The sequence below is a fragment of the Glycomyces albidus genome (assembly GCF_009451885.1).
Lineage (GTDB): Bacteria > Actinomycetota > Actinomycetes > Mycobacteriales > Micromonosporaceae > Glycomyces > Glycomyces albidus.
Genome location: NZ_WIAO01000031.1, coordinates 20,275 through 37,444, shown reverse-complemented (window position 1 = coordinate 37,444; position 17,170 = coordinate 20,275). Strand labels below are relative to the sequence as shown.

The 17,170-nt window shown below is 65.5% G+C and carries 12 protein-coding genes, 1 tRNA gene and 3 pseudogenes; 8 read left to right on the top strand and 8 right to left on the bottom strand.

Features of this window, described 5'->3' with window-relative positions; all coding sequences use genetic code 11:
• Positions 1-69 precede the first annotated feature (69 nt).
• Positions 70-549, top strand: coding sequence for a hypothetical protein (locus GFD30_RS20525; protein WP_153027048.1), 480 nt, complete (start codon positions 70-72; stop codon positions 547-549).
• 372 nt (positions 550-921) lie between these two features.
• On the opposite strand, the gene GFD30_RS20520 is transcribed toward GFD30_RS20525, so the two are convergent.
• Both GFD30_RS20520 and GFD30_RS20515 read right to left on the bottom strand, forming a co-directional pair.
• A complete protein-coding gene (locus GFD30_RS20520; RefSeq protein WP_153027047.1) occupies positions 922-1,566 on the bottom strand; it encodes a response regulator in 645 nt (214 codons plus the stop codon).
• On the bottom strand, positions 1,563-2,756 hold the full coding sequence (locus tag GFD30_RS20515; RefSeq protein WP_153027046.1) for a sensor histidine kinase: 1,194 nt from the start codon (positions 2,754-2,756) through the stop codon (positions 1,563-1,565). Before GFD30_RS20515 ends, GFD30_RS20520 begins: the two co-directional genes overlap by 4 nt.
• A gap of 204 nt (positions 2,757-2,960) precedes the next feature.
• Between GFD30_RS20515 and GFD30_RS20510 the strand changes: the two genes are divergently transcribed.
• On the top strand, positions 2,961-3,677 hold the full coding sequence (locus GFD30_RS20510) for a hypothetical protein (RefSeq protein ID WP_153027045.1): 717 nt from the start codon (positions 2,961-2,963) through the stop codon (positions 3,675-3,677).
• A gap of 382 nt (positions 3,678-4,059) precedes the next feature.
• Positions 4,060-4,686: a hypothetical protein gene (locus GFD30_RS20505; protein ID WP_153027044.1), complete on the top strand. Its 627-nt coding sequence runs from the start codon at positions 4,060-4,062 to the stop codon at positions 4,684-4,686.
• Positions 4,687-4,695: 9 nt separating this feature from the next.
• Here GFD30_RS20505 and GFD30_RS20500 read toward each other — a convergent pair.
• The 3 genes and pseudogenes from GFD30_RS20500 to GFD30_RS20490 form a co-directional block, all read right to left on the bottom strand.
• A pseudogene (locus GFD30_RS20500) lies at positions 4,696-5,480 on the bottom strand (IS5 family transposase).
• Between the two features lie 234 nt (positions 5,481-5,714).
• Positions 5,715-6,224 (bottom strand): cupin domain-containing protein, encoded by a 510-nt coding sequence (locus GFD30_RS20495; RefSeq protein WP_153027043.1) that lies wholly within the window; start codon positions 6,222-6,224, stop codon positions 5,715-5,717.
• A 27-nt stretch (positions 6,225-6,251) separates the two neighbouring features.
• Entirely contained in the window at positions 6,252-7,397 is a 1,146-nt protein-coding gene (locus tag GFD30_RS20490) for an amidohydrolase family protein (protein ID WP_153027042.1), read from the bottom strand.
• Between the two features lie 171 nt (positions 7,398-7,568).
• Between GFD30_RS20490 and sigJ the strand changes: the two genes are divergently transcribed.
• The 3 genes from sigJ (at position 7,569) to GFD30_RS20475 (ending at position 10,421) form a co-directional block, all read left to right on the top strand.
• Positions 7,569-8,474, top strand: coding sequence for an RNA polymerase sigma factor SigJ (sigJ, locus tag GFD30_RS20485; protein ID WP_153027041.1), 906 nt, complete (start codon positions 7,569-7,571; stop codon positions 8,472-8,474).
• A 177-nt stretch (positions 8,475-8,651) separates the two neighbouring features.
• Positions 8,652-10,112: a DUF3732 domain-containing protein gene (locus GFD30_RS20480; protein WP_194202039.1), complete on the top strand. Its 1,461-nt coding sequence runs from the start codon at positions 8,652-8,654 to the stop codon at positions 10,110-10,112.
• A 232-nt stretch (positions 10,113-10,344) separates the two neighbouring features.
• A tRNA-Leu gene (locus tag GFD30_RS20475) sits at positions 10,345-10,421 on the top strand.
• Positions 10,422-10,653: 232 nt separating this feature from the next.
• Here GFD30_RS20475 and GFD30_RS20470 read toward each other — a convergent pair.
• Positions 10,654-11,196, bottom strand: a pseudogene (locus GFD30_RS20470) (transposase family protein); the annotation flags it as partial.
• A 188-nt stretch (positions 11,197-11,384) separates the two neighbouring features.
• Positions 11,385-12,710 carry a hypothetical protein gene (locus GFD30_RS20465; RefSeq protein ID WP_153027039.1) on the bottom strand — a complete coding sequence of 442 codons (1,326 nt, stop codon included), beginning with the start codon at positions 12,708-12,710 and terminating at the stop codon, positions 11,385-11,387.
• Positions 12,711-13,270: 560 nt separating this feature from the next.
• Between GFD30_RS20465 and GFD30_RS20460 the strand changes: the two are divergent.
• Positions 13,271-13,783: pseudogene (locus GFD30_RS20460) on the top strand (winged helix-turn-helix domain-containing protein); the annotation flags it as partial.
• 165 nt (positions 13,784-13,948) lie between these two features.
• Here the strand turns inward: GFD30_RS20460 and GFD30_RS20455 are convergent.
• Positions 13,949-15,211, bottom strand: coding sequence for a hypothetical protein (locus GFD30_RS20455; RefSeq protein ID WP_153027037.1), 1,263 nt, complete (start codon positions 15,209-15,211; stop codon positions 13,949-13,951).
• A gap of 462 nt (positions 15,212-15,673) precedes the next feature.
• On the opposite strand from GFD30_RS20455, the gene GFD30_RS20450 reads away from it, so the two are divergent.
• Entirely contained in the window at positions 15,674-17,170 is a 1,497-nt protein-coding gene (locus GFD30_RS20450; RefSeq protein WP_153027036.1) for a hypothetical protein, read from the top strand.

The window sequence follows — 17,170 nt, the reverse complement described above, 5'->3', positions numbered from 1 at the left end:
TCAACTGAGACAAGCTCTTAGCCTGGACGGGACAGGCTTTAGGGCCGGCGGGAGGGCAAGGAGGGCCGGATGCAGCCGTTGCGCAGGAAAATCGCGATCAAGCTCGGGCACCAGATCCACGAGCACACGCTCGACCTGTTCGTGTACTGGCGCTACACCAGCCATTACTACCTGTTCGACTTCCACTTCACGCGCCCGGCCAGGGGGCAGAGGCGCTTCGATCTGCGGTGCCCCGCATGCGGCAAGGACCTCATGCTGCGGCTCGACAGCGTCGAGCGGACGAAGCAGATCAGGAAACGGTATTTGACCACCGCGTTGACCGGATCGGCCGTCGTCGCCGCGACCGTGGCGCTCGGCGGGTTTGTCCATTTGCCGCTGCCCGGCACGGTGGAGGCGGTCGTGCTCATCGCGTTCCTGCTCAGCCTTCCGGTCACCCCGATCGCATGGTGGCTGTGGCGGATCGAGGACGGCATCCGACTGACCGACCCCACCGGGAAGCGGAGAAAGGGCCACTGGCGGGCGGGCAGCCCGCGCCTCAGCGGCGCCTGAGCACGATGGAACGCAGATCGCGAGATAGTCGATCGGGCCGGCCTCAGCCCACACCACTTCACCGGTCACCACCCGCAGATGCGAGCAACCACCCGACCACCGCCCTCGGACAGATCGTCCCGGGACAGGTCCCGTTCGCAAGCGACAGCCTCACTTCAATACACTCCGCCGTTCCAGGGTTGCCCGGCCGGTCGAGTCGCTGCTATTCCATGCCGCGAGCGCGCCCAGCACCCGGTCGGCACCACTACGGGGTTTCCTGACCTCAATAACGGGACAGCTTTTAGGCGCTTGGCGTATTTGTTCACACGCGACCTCTACCAGGTCGGTGGGGTGGATTGGCACCGACGGTGCCGGCTGGCGAGGGTCTCCGGTTTACAGGTCGGTGTCGCGGACGAGCAGTGCTATCTGCACTCGGTTCTCCAGTCCGAGTTTGGTCAGGGTGCGGCTGACATGCGCTTTCACGGTCGTCTCGGTCATCCCGAGCGCGCGGCCGATCTGCGCGTTCGATTTCCCTTCTGCCACTTCGAAGGCTACGGCTCGCTCTCGGTCGGTCAGGACCGCCAGGCGGTGCCTCGCGGCCAGGGCGGTGCGCGGTGTCCGCCGGATGTACGCCTCGACGAGCCGCTGCGTTACCTCGGGGCTCAGCATGGCGTCTCCGGCTGCCACACGCCGCACGGCGTCGGTCAGTTGGCGGGGCGGAGTGTCCTTGAGCAGGAAACCGGCTGCGCCTTCGACGAGGGCGCTGTGGACGTAGTCGTCGATGTCGAAGGTCGTCAGCATGACCACTTTCGACGGTGAGGTTCTGCGTTTGAGTTCGCGGAGGGCGGCCAGGCCGTCCATGGCGGGCATGCGGACGTCCATGAGCACCACGTCCGGGCGGTGCGCGGTTGCCGCGGCGACCGCTTCGCGGCCGTTGGCGGCCTCGGCGACCACTTCGATGTCGGAAGCCGGTTGTAGGACCATTTTGATGCCTGCGCGTACTAGTGCTTCGTCATCGGCCACCACCACCCGGATCATGCTGCTCCCGCCGCTGAGCGCCCCCGGCTCGCGAGGGGGAGGTCGACGTGAAGCTCGTAGCCGCCGTCGTCGCAGGGACCGGCGGTCATCTTGCCGCCGAAGAGCGTCACCGCTTCTCGGAGGGCGATGAGCCCGGTCCCGGTTCCGGGCAGGTCCGGCCGGTCGCGAGGCGGGGCGTTGCGTACGCGCAGCAGGATGCGGTGCGGGTCGGTGTGGAGTTCGATGCTGCACGGCACCGGCCCCGCGTGCTTGTGGATGTTGGTCAGCGCTTCGCGCACCGCCCGATACACCGTCCGCTCGAGGTGCGGCGGCAGGTCGTGGAGCGGCAGTCCGGTGCGGTGCAGCCGCACCGGCAGGCCAGCGTGGACCGAGTCCTGGACAAGGTTGTCGAGCGTCGGCGTTTCCGGGGGCCGCGACTCGGTGCGGTCCCCATGCAGCAGGCCGAGGACGGTGCGCAGTTCCGCCAGCGCCTCGACGCCGACGGTGCGGATCAGCTCGGCGGATTCGGCCGCGGCCGCATCGTGAGTGTTCACCTCGAGCGCGCCGGCGTGCAGCACCATCAGCGAGACGCGGTGCGCGACGACATCGTGCATGTCGTGCGCGATCCGAGTCCTCTCGCGCGCTCGCGCCTGATCGGCGACGATCTTCCGCTCCCGCTTGAGCTGCTCGGCCCGGTCGCGCATCTGATCCAACACCTGTTGCCGCGCCGCGAGCCACAGTCCCAACGCGAAAGGCGCCCACACGTACGCGACGCCGCCGATAATGCTGGGGCCGGAACCGCGGAGCGTGCCCGTCCCGGCGACCAGGCCTGCGGCGGCGGGTGCGAGCGCCCAGACTGTGGCCGCGATCAGGAACCAGGCCCGCGGCCGGACGCGGTCGTCGTAGCGCGCGAATGCGAACGCGGCCAGTGCCAGGCAGGCCCCGGCTGCGAGAGCGTCGAACAGGGGCGCGATCAGCGTCAATGTCGTCAGGGGGGCGCGGGAGACCGGTGCGCGCCAGAAGGCGACTCCTGCGGCCGCGGCCAGCAGCGCCGCGGCAGTGGGCCGGTCGGCCAGTCCGGTCAGCGCCGACAGGTACCCGCTCGGTCCCGGGGCGCCCTCGAGCAGGCCCGCACCGAGGACGACCAGCCCGGCCAGCACCGCTGACCCCGCCTGGACGGACAGGTCCTGCGGTGTCCTGATCATCCCCATGCGGCGATCGTAGCCCCGCGCGCCCCTGGCGCCCTCCTTCTCGAGGACGGGCCGACCCTCTACGAAAGAGACCACTCACCGGATCGATCGCCCGATGCCGCAGCGCCGCAGGGTGACAACGCTGGTGCTATGAGAAAACATGAGGCCGTTCGCGCCTGGCTCAACCCCGGTCCCGCTCGCACTGACATATGGTTCCCCGGGCCTTTGATCACCGGGGCGATCCTGATCATCGGCCCGCTGCTGTGGTGTCTCGGTTTGCTGTTGCGGTACCTGCCGGGCCAGATGGGGCTGCCCCCGGCCGGCCGCGCCGAGGCGCTCGAGACGCAACCGTTCGCGGCGCCGAGAGAGCTGGCGATGTACGCGGCGGACCCGGAGCTGGTCGCAAACGGGTACGCGGTCTTTCTCCTGGGCGCCGTCGCCCTGTTCGGAACCTATGCGGTCCTCGGTCGGATCGCGGCGGTCGCGTCGCCGCGGTTGGCGGGCTGGGGAGCGGCGCTGCTGATCGCCTCGCTGCTCGGCCGGTTCTTCCACGCCGGGGCGGAGACCGCCGTGTTCGCGATGGTGGACATGTATGGACCGGAGACGGCCACGGACTTCGCGATGGAGTCCTACCAGACGCTCGCATACGGGCCGTGGAGGATTCCGGTGTGGTGCGCGGCCGGGCAGTACCTCGGAATCGTGCTGTTGGCCCTCGCCGCCTACCGGTCGCGCGTCCTCGGTGCCGCACGCTGCGCCGTATTGATCTGGGGCGGCTGGCTCTGGGTGGGTGTGCTGAAGGAATCACACCTGCTCGACGTGACCGCCGCGGCCGCCGTCTGCGCCGTGCTCGCCCCCATCGGCATCCGCCTCATACGGCACCATCGATCACAGACCGACCCTGAGACCGCACTCGCCGACTTGACCGGCATCCGGTGGTGGTGACCCGTAGTTCCAGCCACACCGTGTAAACGCCCACCTGAACGGCCACGAAACCATTCCGGAAGCCGACCAGGTGCCCCCGCACAGCAGCATCTTCGCTGAACTCGACGGCACCAACTGAGACGCGCTCTAATACTGCTGCGACACTTGACTTGAGGACTCAGCAGTTGCGGCTGCGGGCTTAGGGGGTGTCTCGGATTCGGGAGAGGAGGGCATTCCGTTGACCGTCCCCGAACTCCGGCGACTGTTCTACGCGCTTGTCCTTGCGCCCCAACCGGATAACGAGCGAATGCTTGCCTGGTCACGGTGGAGGCGACGAAAACAGCACCAGGCCAGAGAAAGCCACTATCGAAGGCGTCGTCTCGCGGCACTAGCATGACAGCCTATGGACCAGCAGACGCGAATCGCGAGGATTCGCAGCGTCGTCGACTCGGTGCCCTGGAAGAAATTCCCTGACCCACTTGGCGCCGCCGTCGATCTGAGCGAGCCCTTGCTGCGGATCGCGTTGGACCGGCGGCTCCCTCAGGAAGAGCGGTACTACTGCTCTGGACTCGTCAATCACATCTGCCTGCAGGGCACCATGAGCGAGCTAACCCTGCCGACGGTCCGCACCGTCAACCGCCTCCTTGCGATGGACTTGGCGGTCAAGCCCGACCTGCTTTATGAACTACTCGAGGTGCTCACTTCATCGCGGACTGAACTCGAGATGACCGATCCCGAGACCGGCGAACGGGTGACCATGTGGCAAGCGGTGTTCCGTGAGCTGTACGAACACAAGGATCTCTACCTCCGCGACCTCCAGCAAACAACCCCGTTGGCAAGCCCTGCGCTGCTTGACCTGCTCTGGTTTCTCGCACCGAAGTACCCGGACATCATCGACCAGTCCACCGCCAGGGCCGGGGCGCTTGACGGCGCCGAGCGCAAGGCCCTCGAAGCCAAGATCGAAGCGATGCGCGAAGCGGTCGACGAAGACCAGACGGATCATGACTCCCGATACGACCTCGAACCCTAAGAGCTCGTTTCAAGTCGTGTGGATTAGGCGTCTCCAGCAGATGAGGGCGGCGGCAAGTTTGGTGAAGCCGTGATGCAGGTGGGCGAGTCGTTCCCAGCGGGTCGCGAGTCTTCTGAACTGATGGAAGTGGGCGATGGTTTGCTCGACCACCCAACGAATGCGGCCGAGCCCGATGATGCGCTTGCGGCCCCGCTGCGGAATGACAGGCTCGATCTGTTTGGAACGCAACCAGTCTCGAAACGATCGGGAGTCATAGCCGCCGTCGGTCAGGATGGTCTCGGGCCTGCGGCGTGGATGGCCTACCCTTCCCGCTACTGGGGGGATGGACTCGACCAGGTCAACTGCCGTGCTGATGTCGGGCACGTTCCCGCCGGTGATGATCACCGCCAGTGGGATTCCGGAACTGTCACAGGCGATGTGATGCTTTGTGCCGGTCTTTCCGCGGTCGACCGGGGAGGGCCCGGTGTGATCGCCGCCCTTCTTCGCCTTGAGATGGGAGGCGTCCAGACATGCGGTGGACCAGTCGATCCGTCCGGCCCGGTGTAGTTCGGCGAGCATGATCCGGTGCAGTTGGTTCCAGACTCCGGCTTCGGTCCAACGCCGGAACCTGCGCCAGCAGGTCACGCCAGATCCGAAGCCGAGCTCGGGCGGCAGGTGCCGCCACGCGATGCCGGTATACAGCACGAATAGGACGCCTTGGAGACATTTGCGGTCATCGAGTGGGACCGGTCCACCTTGCACGGCCGGTGTCGTGGTAGCAGGGCCTCAATCCGGTCCCACAGCGCGTCGTCGATTTCCCATGGCTTGACCGCGCTCGGTTCAGCGGACAGTCTTCGACCTCCGGTTTATCGACCGGCTGGCCTGCCCGGTCTCCGGGGTCCACGGTCGACCTCGGTCGTGCCGCACAGGTACCGGGAGTTGGATCAGGATGGCGCTGACGGGCTGACCTGCCGATTGGAGGTCAGAGGCGTCGGCGGTGGCGGGTTTGTGGCCGACGAGATCGGCGGTCAACTCCTCCGGCGCATCCGTCACGACCGACCACGGCCGGCCGTATTCAGCCAGTGCGGGCTGTCGATGAAATGGTTGTCGAACCGGTCCTGCGAAGCGAGGATCTCCTGTGGACTCGCCTGCCCCTTGACCACCCGCTCACCTAGGCGGAAGTATTCGAACCGCTGGGGGATGGCAGGGGTGAACAGGATGAGGACGTCGGCAGCGACCCCGTCCACGGCTTCGAATGCGTGCGGCATGCCGCGTGGCACCATGAGGAAGTCCCCTTCGTCAAGGGTGAGCACCTGCTCGCCCGCCAGGGTGCGCAGCGACCCGCCGAGCACGAAAAAGAGCTCTGCCGAACTGGTGTGAAAGTGCGGCGGCGCGCCCGTGCCGCCGGGTGCGATGAGGGTCCGGTTCGCGTTGACGACACCACCGGTGTCGTCGGCGTCGGCCAGCAACCGAATCTCGGTGGCGCCGACGGCGAGCGTTTCGGCGTCGCCTGCTTTGGTATGCAGCGCACGGCTGCCGTCGGTGTTGAACAGTGACATGGGGGAGTCCTTTCAATCAGGATGAATTCAGCGGTCCAGGCGGATGCCGCCGCGCCAGACCGCGGCGATCGCGCGTGTTGCCGTGATGTCGTGCATGGGATCGCCGTCGACCAGGAGCAGGTCCGCGCGAAGGCCCGCCGCGATCCGGCCGCGGTCGGCCAGCCCGAAGTGACGGGCGGGAACGCTCGTCGCGGCAGCCAGGGCCTCCTCATCGGTCAGACCGGCCAGTGTGAGCAGTTCGAGCTCGCGATGCAGGCTCTCGCCGTGGACCGGCGCGAACGGAGTGGCGTCCGTTCCCGCCAGCAGTGGCACTCCCGCCTCGTGCAGTGCCCGAGCCACTTGCGCGGCTCCGTCCCCGATCCCGTGGACCGCATGGTCGGCCGCGGCCGACCCCTGCCGGCTGATCACCTCGAAGTACACCAGTGTGGATGCCACGAACATGCCCTGCGCCGCGACGCGCCTGGCCAGCGCGGCGGTGTCGGAACCGGCATCGGTCCAGACGTGCGCGAGCCCGTCCACCCCGGCGTCGAGCGCGATCGCGACCTCGGCGGCCGTGATCGCGTGCGCGATCACCTGCAGCCCAGCCGCGTGCGCGGCATCGGTCAGCGCGGCGACGGCTTCGACCCCCAGCGCCGGCAGTTTGGTGCCGTGCACCGCGCCGTCGTCGATGACGATCTTCAGAAAGTCGACGCCGTCGGCCAGCCGCTGCGCGACGAACGCTTCGGCGTCGCCCGCCCCGGCGACCGTCGGGAACGGTCCAACCGCATCACCGAACGCCGCCGCATCACCGAACGCCGCCGCATCGCCGAGCGCGGCCATGAGCTGGCTCGGGTGCCCGCCGGGCGCGGTCGCGAGGGTGCCTGAGCTGCGAATGTCGGCCACATCGTCGCGCTCGGCGGCCAGAGCGCGCTGCCGGGCAAGGTTCGGCGGCAGGCTGAACATGTCCAGTTCGGTGGTTACACCCCATTCGAGCGCCTGGGCGAGATTGCCGTCGAACGCGTGGGTGTGCGCGTCGATCAGGCCCGGCAGCAGCGTCTTCCCGGCGCCCTCGACCACCGCGTCGACGGCCCGCCCGTCGGGTTCGGCGATCACGCCGCCGTCGATGAGCACGTCTTTCGCGGATTGTGCGCGCTCGCCGTCGAACACGTTGACGTCGCGGATCAAGGTGCGCATCGCATCTCCTCTGCTTTCTCTGAGCCGGGGACTTCCCGACTCGCACTGACAAGAGGCGCGGCGCGGCCGCGAACGTGACTCCTTGAGGCGATGGACACATTTGGCGCGGCGATGTCACGTTCCGCGGACCGGGGAAGATCTCCATTGGTGAACCGACCGGAGAGGGACGCCATGACCGACCACGACACCGCCGCCCAAGACGCGGCCGCGGCAGGCTTCGTCCAGCACCGCGAGCTGCTGTTCGCCGTCGTCTACAACATGCTCGGCAGCGTCGCCGACACCGAGGACGTGCTCCAGGAGACCTGGCTGTCCTGGGCCGGCGTCGACCGGGACCGGCTCGAGCAGCCGCGCGCCTACCTGGTGCGGATCGCGGTGAACAAGGCGCTCGCACAGCAGGCCGTGAGCAAGCGCCGCCGTGAGACGTACGTCGGCCAGTGGCTGCCCGAACCGGTGGTCACCGGTGAGTCGGACCCGCTGGCCCGGGCGGACGCCGCCTCGGTGGCACTCCTGGTCGTGCTGGAGACCCTCAGCCCCGCCGAGCGCGCCGTGTTCGTACTGCACGAGGCATTCGGCTACCCGCACACCGAGATCGCCGACATGCTCGACCGCACCCCCGAAGCGGTGCGCCAGCTCGCGCACCGCGCCCGTGAACACGTCCACGCCCGGCGGTCCCGCTACCGGGTCGATGCCCGGCTCCAGCAGGAGGTGACCGAGCGATTCGTCACCGCCGCCCTCGGCGGCGACCTCGAAGCGCTCCTGGACCTGCTCGCGCCCGAGGTGACCCTCTGGACCGACGGCGGCGGCAAGGGCCCGGCCACGAGCCTGCAACCGGTCCACGGCCGCGATGCTGTCGCAGATTTGCTGGTATCGGTCGGAGCGAACGCCGCGGACGGCTTCGAGGTCCAGTACCGCTCAGTCAACGGCGACCCGTCCGCACTGCTCTTCGCCGCCGACGCACCCTTCGCCGTCCTGGTCCTCGACATCACCCCAACCACGCACCACGTGCAAGGCGTCTACTCGGTCACCAACCCCGACAAGCTCACCCGGATCCCCGAATCAAGCCGAAGAGACGGGTAAGAACGCGTTCGAACCCAGTACTGCGAGGTCGACTGGAGATGGGTCGGTATGGTTCCCGGCCTTCTTAGCGGTCCAGATCAAGCGCGTGCATGTAGGCGTGGCCCGGCCCGCAAGCTGCTCTCCGACTACGAGCCAGCGAGACACTGCATCTGGTACCCCAGTTGGACCAGACGGTCGTTGAAGTCCCGTTCAATCTCCGAACTTGAAACAAGTTCTGAGAACCTCTTCCATTCGCAAGGACAAGAATGGCGGCCACAGGCGATCCGCGACACCCTCCCATACTTCCTCGGCGCCGTCGAACCCGAGCAAGCGTCGCTGCAGACCCGCCTCCGCCAAGTGCGCGCCAAACTGCGGGCAGCAGACCGACTCGCAGCACAAGCCGTACAAACATCGCCCGCCCCCGGCCAGGCCCGCGCCTTGATCACCGAAGCCCAGCGAGCAGGCCTCCTCTCGGGCGAGACCGATCTGGACGTCGACCTTGAGACAGCAATTGGAACACTGCGTACGGCGCTGGACAGGAATCTAGTCGTCCCCGTAGACGCCGACCATGCCGAAGCACTCGCCCGTGAACGGGGTGACCTGCGATCCCGCCACGCCCAAGCAAAAGCCCGTCTGCAAGACCTTCGCAACCAGCTCCGTGGAGAGGACGAGTACCGCCGCGAAGCAAGCGAGCACCGTGCCCGCCTCATCTCACTCGGACTGCTCGAGAAAATCGCCGACAACACCGCCAACCGTTGCCTCTTGTGCGACAACGCCATCACTGAGGCCTCGTCGACCGCAGAGCACGTACGCGAGGAGTTGGAACACCTTGACGCCGACGTGGTCCTCGTCAACGACGACACGCCAATACTCCAGCGCATGATAGCGGCGGAAGAGGAACGACTCCAGGGAATCGGAAGTGAACTGGCACGCAATCGAGAAGATCGAGCCGCACTCGATGCGGGGGCGCGCCTCGCCGAGCGGGTCCACGATCAGGCACTGCAAGCCGCACTCGTCAAGGGGCGTATCAGCCTCTTTCTCGAGAACGCCGAACGTGCCGAAATGCCCCTGCCCGCCAGGGATTCCAGACCGGCGATACGAGGCGAGATCGCAGACCTTGAAGCAGCCCTCGGCCCCGACCTCCAGAGCGAGCGAGTCGCGAGCAACCTCGCTCTCATCAACGCGAAGATCATGGCCAAGGCACGGAATCTCCATCTGGAGCATTCGGAGCATCTGATCAGCCTGGACCTGCGGCGGCTCAACGTCTGCGCCGAAACCCCGAACGGACCGGTGCCCCTGAACGAAATGGGCAGTGGTGAAAACTGGCTCGGCTACCACGTAGCGGTCATGCTCAGCCTGCACGAATGGTTTGCCGAACAAAGACGCCCGCTGCCCCGAGTCCTCATCCTCGACCAACCCTCCCAAGCGTACTTCCCCAGCGACTACACCAGAATGCAAGGAGACCTCGTCGACGAGGACTGCACCTCACTCCTACGCATCTACCAAGCCGTCGCCGAAACAGTGAACAGCCTGGAAGGAGACTTCCAGGTGATCGTCATGGAACACGCCGATCTCGACGACGAACTCTTCCAAGACTCGGTCATCGAGCGCTGGCGGGGAGGTGAGCAGGCGCTCATCCCTCGAGACTGGATCAATTAGCGCTGCAGGAGTAGAGGACGAGCGTGTCGTTTGCGGTTCGTAAACGGAACAACCGGAATTCGAATCCGCGACTGTCGGGACCGTTTCGAACCGTACGATCCGAAGGATTGAGGAGATGCGGGCACCCTTGCAAACTAGCCCTCGAGGCGTGGGCGGCGTCTTACTTCGCGACTACCACGTCGGAGATCTTCCCTCGAGCCTAGATCGGCAGGTGATTCTCCTCAGCCCACCGGCCCTACTACTCCAATTGGCACAGAGAGCGGACTCAAAACCCGCACAGTCTGGATTCGAATCACAGGTAGGGCACCAAGACGATCATGACATGTTCCACGCCGCAATCAGGAGTCGTCATCGTCGATCGTGAACTGAACGTTCGGAGGCGCGGTGAAGCTGCCTCAACGTCTGAGGAACCGGAGTGGCCGGAGCCTGGTGGCTTTCAGAGCGATCGGAGCGAACCACACGAGGACCCCCATCGCGAGGGCGAGTCCGATAACGACCCACGGGCCCCAGAGTCCCTGGCCTACCGCCCATTGAGCCTGTTTCACCGCGATTGGTGTTCGTAGTCGTTGAGGACTTGGACGGCTTTGGCGAGTTGGGTGACCTGGTGGGGGGAGCATCGGACCTGGTCGAGGATTGGCCAGATTTTGAGTTGGGCGAACACGCGTTCGCCGGGGCTTCGCAGGCGGGCGTGGAGCCGGTTGTACTCCTTCTGCCATGCGGGCTCGTTCCTTCCGTTGAACGGGGTGGCCACCAGGTCGTGGTCGAGCCCGTCGTAGCCCTTGTCGCCCAAAGCGAACAGGCCTTGCTCGGTGAGGAGTCGGGGGTCTGCCATATCCGGGCGGCTTTGGTGTCGTGGATCGTCGGCGGCGAGGAGGGCGATGGTCTCGCGGGCGCGCCGCCAGGCGGTGGCCGGCGAGATCCCGAAGCCAGCGGCGAGGTCGCGGAGTCGCTCGCCTTCGCACAGGCAGGCCAGGGTGAGCATGGCCTGGGCAACTGGGTCGAGGGCCCGCCATCTGGAGCCGATGGCTCGGCGGTGGCCGCGGTTGAGGACGGCGACTTGCTGGAGGTCGAGGTGGACAGCGGGAGGGCGGCAGGGTAGAACAGCAAGGGGAAGCTCCTGGGTTCGATCCGTTGAAGTGGTATTCGCTGTTCTACCAGGAGCTTCCTGCAGCCACCGAAGACTGCGCCCACCAAATCCGCTGCGCCCCAACGGCCTCCGATCAGGACGAAACAATCTCAATAGCGTCGCCTGGCGGGTCCCGGTCGACGCGCTCACCGATGACGAGGCGCCGCGCCTGTGAGACGAAGGAGCTTCTTCCACCAGGGACGGTTGACGGACAGGAAGTCCTGGTAGCGATCCCGGTCTTCGGGCCGGGCCGTCTCCTCGAAGATCATGGTCGCCTCCTCGCTGCGGGCCTGGTCTCGCTGCGCCATCTGCTCGAAAAGCATCCAGCCGTGGTACAGGGCGCCAAGTGCGCGGTCCTTGATCTGCGGTTCGGAGCGGAGACTCAGCCGATAGAGCGGCCTGACCAGGTCCATGGGATCATCCATCAAGTCGTTCCTGGCCGCGAGAAACTTCGCTAGTTCCAACGTGAAGACGAGTTCCGCGGCTGATGCCCCGGGTATTTGCTCGTGCAACGCCGCGAGGACGCCCGGCGCGGCCGACTCGCTGTTGTCGCTCTGGACCACCTGCCGGACCCGGCGCCGCAGTTCGTACCCGAACCCTTTAGGTTCGTCCCGTCCGGCCAACACGATCGCCGCGCTCACGATCCCCGGCGACGGCGGCGCCTCATACTCGCGGTTCCAGGGTTCCTGGTCCCTAGCGTCGCCGAGGAGACCGGACTCGCTCAACTGGAGCATCGCCTCCCACCGGTCCGGCGGCGAGTCCATCGCCATGTACACCAGCGGATCTCGGATATCCGCGAGCGCGAGGCGGTCAGCGTTGCTGGTCGCGAGCTCGTTCACCAAGCGCCACAGGCGCACCCGGCCCTCAGGGTTCGTCTCCGCAGCGAGGCGCGTCCTGGCATGGGACACGGAGACACCATAGTCGCGGACGGTCTCGACGAGTGCTCGAAACTGCCTGTCGTCGAGTTTGACCCGGGCAGCCGCATCGAGCAGGTGCCGCTTCGCGCCTTCGACCCGGATGTCACGCAATGCCAATGTTGCTGAATCGATGCCGACCGGGTCGGCCAACGCCTTGCAGAGGACGGCTCCCGCTCTCACATCCCCGATGCGGTGCAAGGCCGTGATCAGGCCGTCAACCAGCAGGCTGTTGTCTACGGGGCGCGCCGGTCGGTCGGGAAGCGACGATGTCGGGATAAGGCGATACCGCTCGACGTCGGCGCCGACGCCATGCACGTCCGAGAGTTGCTCGCTCTCGTCGTACCACTGCCGCCACACCTTGAGCACCGAGTCGACTCGAGCGAAGTACTCGGCCCATTCTGTCAGTAGCCCGTCCAGCCTCGAGATCAGCACGGGCGCGGCTTCTGAGCCGTGCTCCTGCAGCGCGACGATCGCGCGATCCCGCGGGCTCACCTCGCTGTACCCGGACTGCGGGCGCTCCAGGTCGTTGATGAGCCCTTCCAAGTCTGCCGCCATGTGGACCTCTCCTCTACCGATCAGCGTCCCGCCTCGACACGATGCTCGCACGGCAGCGGCGGGAGGGGTCCCGACCCGAGCCGGGCGACGACACTCATGTCTATGCGTCGGTTCCCGGTTCTCGAGACTGAACACCCCCGGCACTCGGATGCAACGTCGCTGCCTTCACGTCTGATAGTGCGCCAGCACGCCATCAGGTTCAATGAGCGTATGAATCCTACTCGTGAGCAGGGGCTTGCGCGGCTTCGCGGCACTCATCCGGATGGCGTACGACCGGGTCGCTGACGTGATCGTCGAATGGGTGCTTGCTGAACCCACTCTCCTCGAGGTCGACGTATGGGTGTACGTGCATGAGGAGGTGATCCGCGACCGTTTGGACGCGATCAACGGGAACTTGGTGGACCGGCGCACAGTGAGATCGTTGCGTCCTGATCGGAGGCCATTGGGGCACAGCGGATTTGGTGGGCGCAGTCTTCGGTGGCTGCAGGAAGCTCCTGGTAGAACAGCGAATACCACTTCAACGGATCGCCAGTTCGGAGGCGTACGGGTCTGTGACATGTCTGCCTGACATGGACGGCCTCCAAGTGATCGAAGGCATGCGCGGCTGGTCGACCGCACCGATCTTGGTGCTCTCAGGCCGGGCCGGCAGCGCCGAGAAGATCGCCGCCCTCGACGCCGGCGCCGACGACTACGTCACCAAGCCCTTCGACATCGGTGAACTCCTCGCCAGGGCCCGCGCTGCCGCCCGCAGATCCAATCCGGGCACGGAAATAGCGATCGCGGAAATGGGCCCCGTGCACATCGACTTGGTCGCGAAAGAGGTCACCCGCGACGGCGCGCAGATCCGCCTCACTCCCCGGGAATGGCAGATCATGGAGATGCTCCTGCGCCATCCCGGGAAGCTCGTGAGCCAGCGCGACCTACTCCACCGCGTCTGGGGTCCCGGCTACGACACCGAGACCCACTACCTGCGCCAGTACATGGTCCAGCTGCGCCGCAAACTCGAAGTCGATCCCTCCAGGCCCGTCCATCTGCTCACCGAACCAGGGATGGGCTACCGCTTCCGACCATAGCTACAAGCCTGAAGTGTTCCTACGACCGCTGGGTCACCTCCCCGCTCGCTTACCTGCGACTTACGACCAGTACCTGGTCCAAAGAACGGACGAGGTGAAAGAGTGCGTGCGCCGAAGAACCGAGTGGGGCGGGCCCAGGAGCCGCTGCCGTGGCATGGCTCAGTCTCAGAGATCGTCAAGCGCTGCTTTCTCGCTTGCCGTCTTGACTCCGTCCCGATTGAGGGCCGTGACCAGCTCAGTGAGGGACAGGAACGTGTTGCCCTGCTTGCCCTGCTGGCGGAGGATCTGCTGGAGTTGCGTCCCGGTGTACGTCTCGGCGGCAACGTAATCGCAGTAGGCCGTGCCGCACGACAGGTACATCATGTCGAAGAAGTCGCTTTCCTTCCAGCGGGCATTGCGGTCGAGGTGGCGGCGTTGGAACAGCGCCGACAGTATCGAGAGGTAGGGCGTCGCCCTGAGCTGCTGGACCAGTGCACTGGCATCTTGAGCGAACCGGCTCGCATCGACGCCGACCAGTGCAGCGGCCCGCTCAAGTTCCTGAATGTTCTCGCACCAGAACAGCCCCTCTGCACGTCGAGTGCGCTCGGCATCGGTGAGGCACTCGGTGGCGAAAAGCTCGGTGATCTCGCGGTTGCGCTTCACCCACGCGGACGCGTCGCCCTTCTCTAGGGGGGTCGTGTCGATCAGCGTCGACAAGATGACCGACGGCTCGGTCAGGACGAGCTGGAGCAACTCCAGGTCATTGTCGATCTCGTGCGCGTGTACGTCGTTTGCGGACCACGCCTGGGGCTCGAGGGTGACAACCGGCAGTTGCGTCGACGGCGGCACCGGGACGTGCTCGTACGCTGCGAGCATGGCGGCGAGTTCGTTGACCCAGACGGTCAGCGGCGATCGGAGCTGCCATCCGCCCGACAGCTGCGCCATCGCGAGCCCTAGGTGGTAGCGGCGATCGCCGTACAGCGGGGAGGTCTCGGTGAGGTGCGCCGAGGAGAGTGGCAAGACGATGCCGGCATCAAGGGCGAGCGCGATGATCCGCTGTGCCGCTGCGAGCTCGTCCTGGTCCTTGACCTTGCTGGGATCGACCCGGGCCCATGCGAGCGTGCTCCAGTGGTTCTGGTCGAGGTAGATGGCCGGTCGGCCCTTGTCGGTGCTGACGCGGCTGTACGCCTCGGAGGGGAAGATGTCGCCCCGCACCGTCGTGCTCCACACCCACCATGACTTCCAGTCGAATACCGACCGTGCGACCTGGTTGTCGCGCAAGGTCGTCGGCGGCAGCGCCTCGGTGTGGCGCGTTCCGTCGGTCATGACCACTTCGAACTCATGGCGCTCGAAATCGATCACCCAGTACTGGAACCGGTCAGCCGAGAAGAAGGGTATGGCAGTCACCTCATTATGATGCCCCAGCGGCGTGGCATCTGCTTCAACCACGATGAACGAGCATTGGCGGCGAGAGGTCGCCCACGAGCTATTGGAGCGAGCAGTTCTGAACGGGCGCCTTGAGAACCCAAGCAAGGTCGCGATCTCAGGTTGCCTGGGAAGCAGCGGCGATCTGTGTGTACTTCAGGTCTGCAGCCGTGGGGTGGCAGAGACCAAGAGCTAGTGTGGTGCATGCTTGATTGGTTGTTCGGGAGGTCGTCGGGACACGATGCAGTTCTGCCAGGCGCCACGGTTCACTTCACCTTCACAACCAGCATCGGCCGTCCGCTGAATCTCGAGCGTGCGTCACGACGACTGTTGCAGTCCGACATAGCGATAGCAGCGGCCTGGCCTTCCGAGACCGGCATCAGACTTACCCCAGTACTTGCACGGCTCGATCGGCGTGCAGAACGGGTGCAACGGCTTTACGACGATATTGCCCGCGCTGAAGCTACTTCGCAATGGGCTGGATTCATGGTCAAGCATCCGGTGGTCGCGGCCCGTTCCCTGAAGATTACCTGGACAAGCGAGCCCGAATCTAATGAGGAAGAACCGTCTGGACCTGAGCACAACCGTGTGGACAACGAGGTGCTCGACACCGCCAGAGCCGTCAGCATTGACGCGCAGAAGGTCTCCCTCGTCGAGCGCGAGATCTCAGCTGATCTCTTTGGCGGAAGGGACCAGGATGAGGACCGATACGTCAGGCTATGCCTCCGATCCTCCTATCACCAGGTGAAGCCCCCGTTCAAGGGCCACCGGCCGTTTGACGTTGCCTTCGAGCCACGGCTACTGCTCCACGAATCCGGTGTTGTTCAACTGACGATTGCTCTGCCGATCAAAGCGGCACTCACCGCCCGTGAATTGTCGACAATGTCGATCGCCAAGACCCCGTGCATCACCAGGTCCACCTTCCCAGAACCGCTCCTCGCCGGCCTCCGAACCACACGACGCCGACCACCGCTCGGCACCTGGTTGGAGGATCTGGACGCAGGTGCCCGGCTCAGAGAGATGTCTTTCGACCAGCCATACACGATTGAGGACGTGCTGGGTCGCCACCTTGAAGCCATCGGAAAGACCATCGGCCATCGCCTGCCGCAGGGTTTCAACATCTACGCGACGGTCATGACCGCTGCTGGGCGATGCTGCAACTCGCATCAGGAGTGGAAGAAGGCCCACCGAGGTGAACTGCGTACCATAGCTGTCCGATGGTCCCGCGAGGATGAGCTCTCTGACAACGTTGACGAAGGACGGGACTACTCGAGTACGCGTAACTCCTCGCTCCACCTGAACCTTGCCTCTGCCGTGCATGTCACTTGGCGAGGCAAACCGCCTAACCCCATGAGAGAGCTATACACCGTCCTTGTCATCGAGTACGGCCTGCTCCTCTACTGGCGGTTAGCAGATATCGAACGACGAGCACCCCGATTGAGTACCGGCGACCGAAACTTGACAGTGCTCTACCGGGACATCATCCAGCTGTTCGCAGAGCTGCGGCAGGGAAGTATTCGGTACGGGTCAGCCAGGGACATTTCACGCAGTCTGATCCGACATCTCGGCGGTGACGACATGCGAGCCGTGATTGAGACGAGCTTGAGCCTCGGATCGCAGGCATACGCGGCCAAGAAGGCCGCCACTGACGCACGCCGCAGCCTCGGCATAGCCCTCCTCGGCGCAATCATCGCTGCACTTGTCGCTGTTCCAGTTCTCAGGGACTTGCTGGACGACGCGCAGGGCGAGGTTTCCGGAGGCATTGCTGGTGTCCTTTATGCGCCGATTCAGTGGGCGGCAGGCCTGGGCTCTTGGGGTCCTTGGGCCATTATTGGACTCGCGTTCGCGGTGGCGGCCCTCGTGTGGCTCGCTCCGATCGCTCTGAAAGCGACCACGCTCCGGCTACCCCGACTCTTCAGACGACGAGGCAGCTTCACCGCGCCTCCGAATGTTCAATTCACGATCGACGACGATGACGCCTGA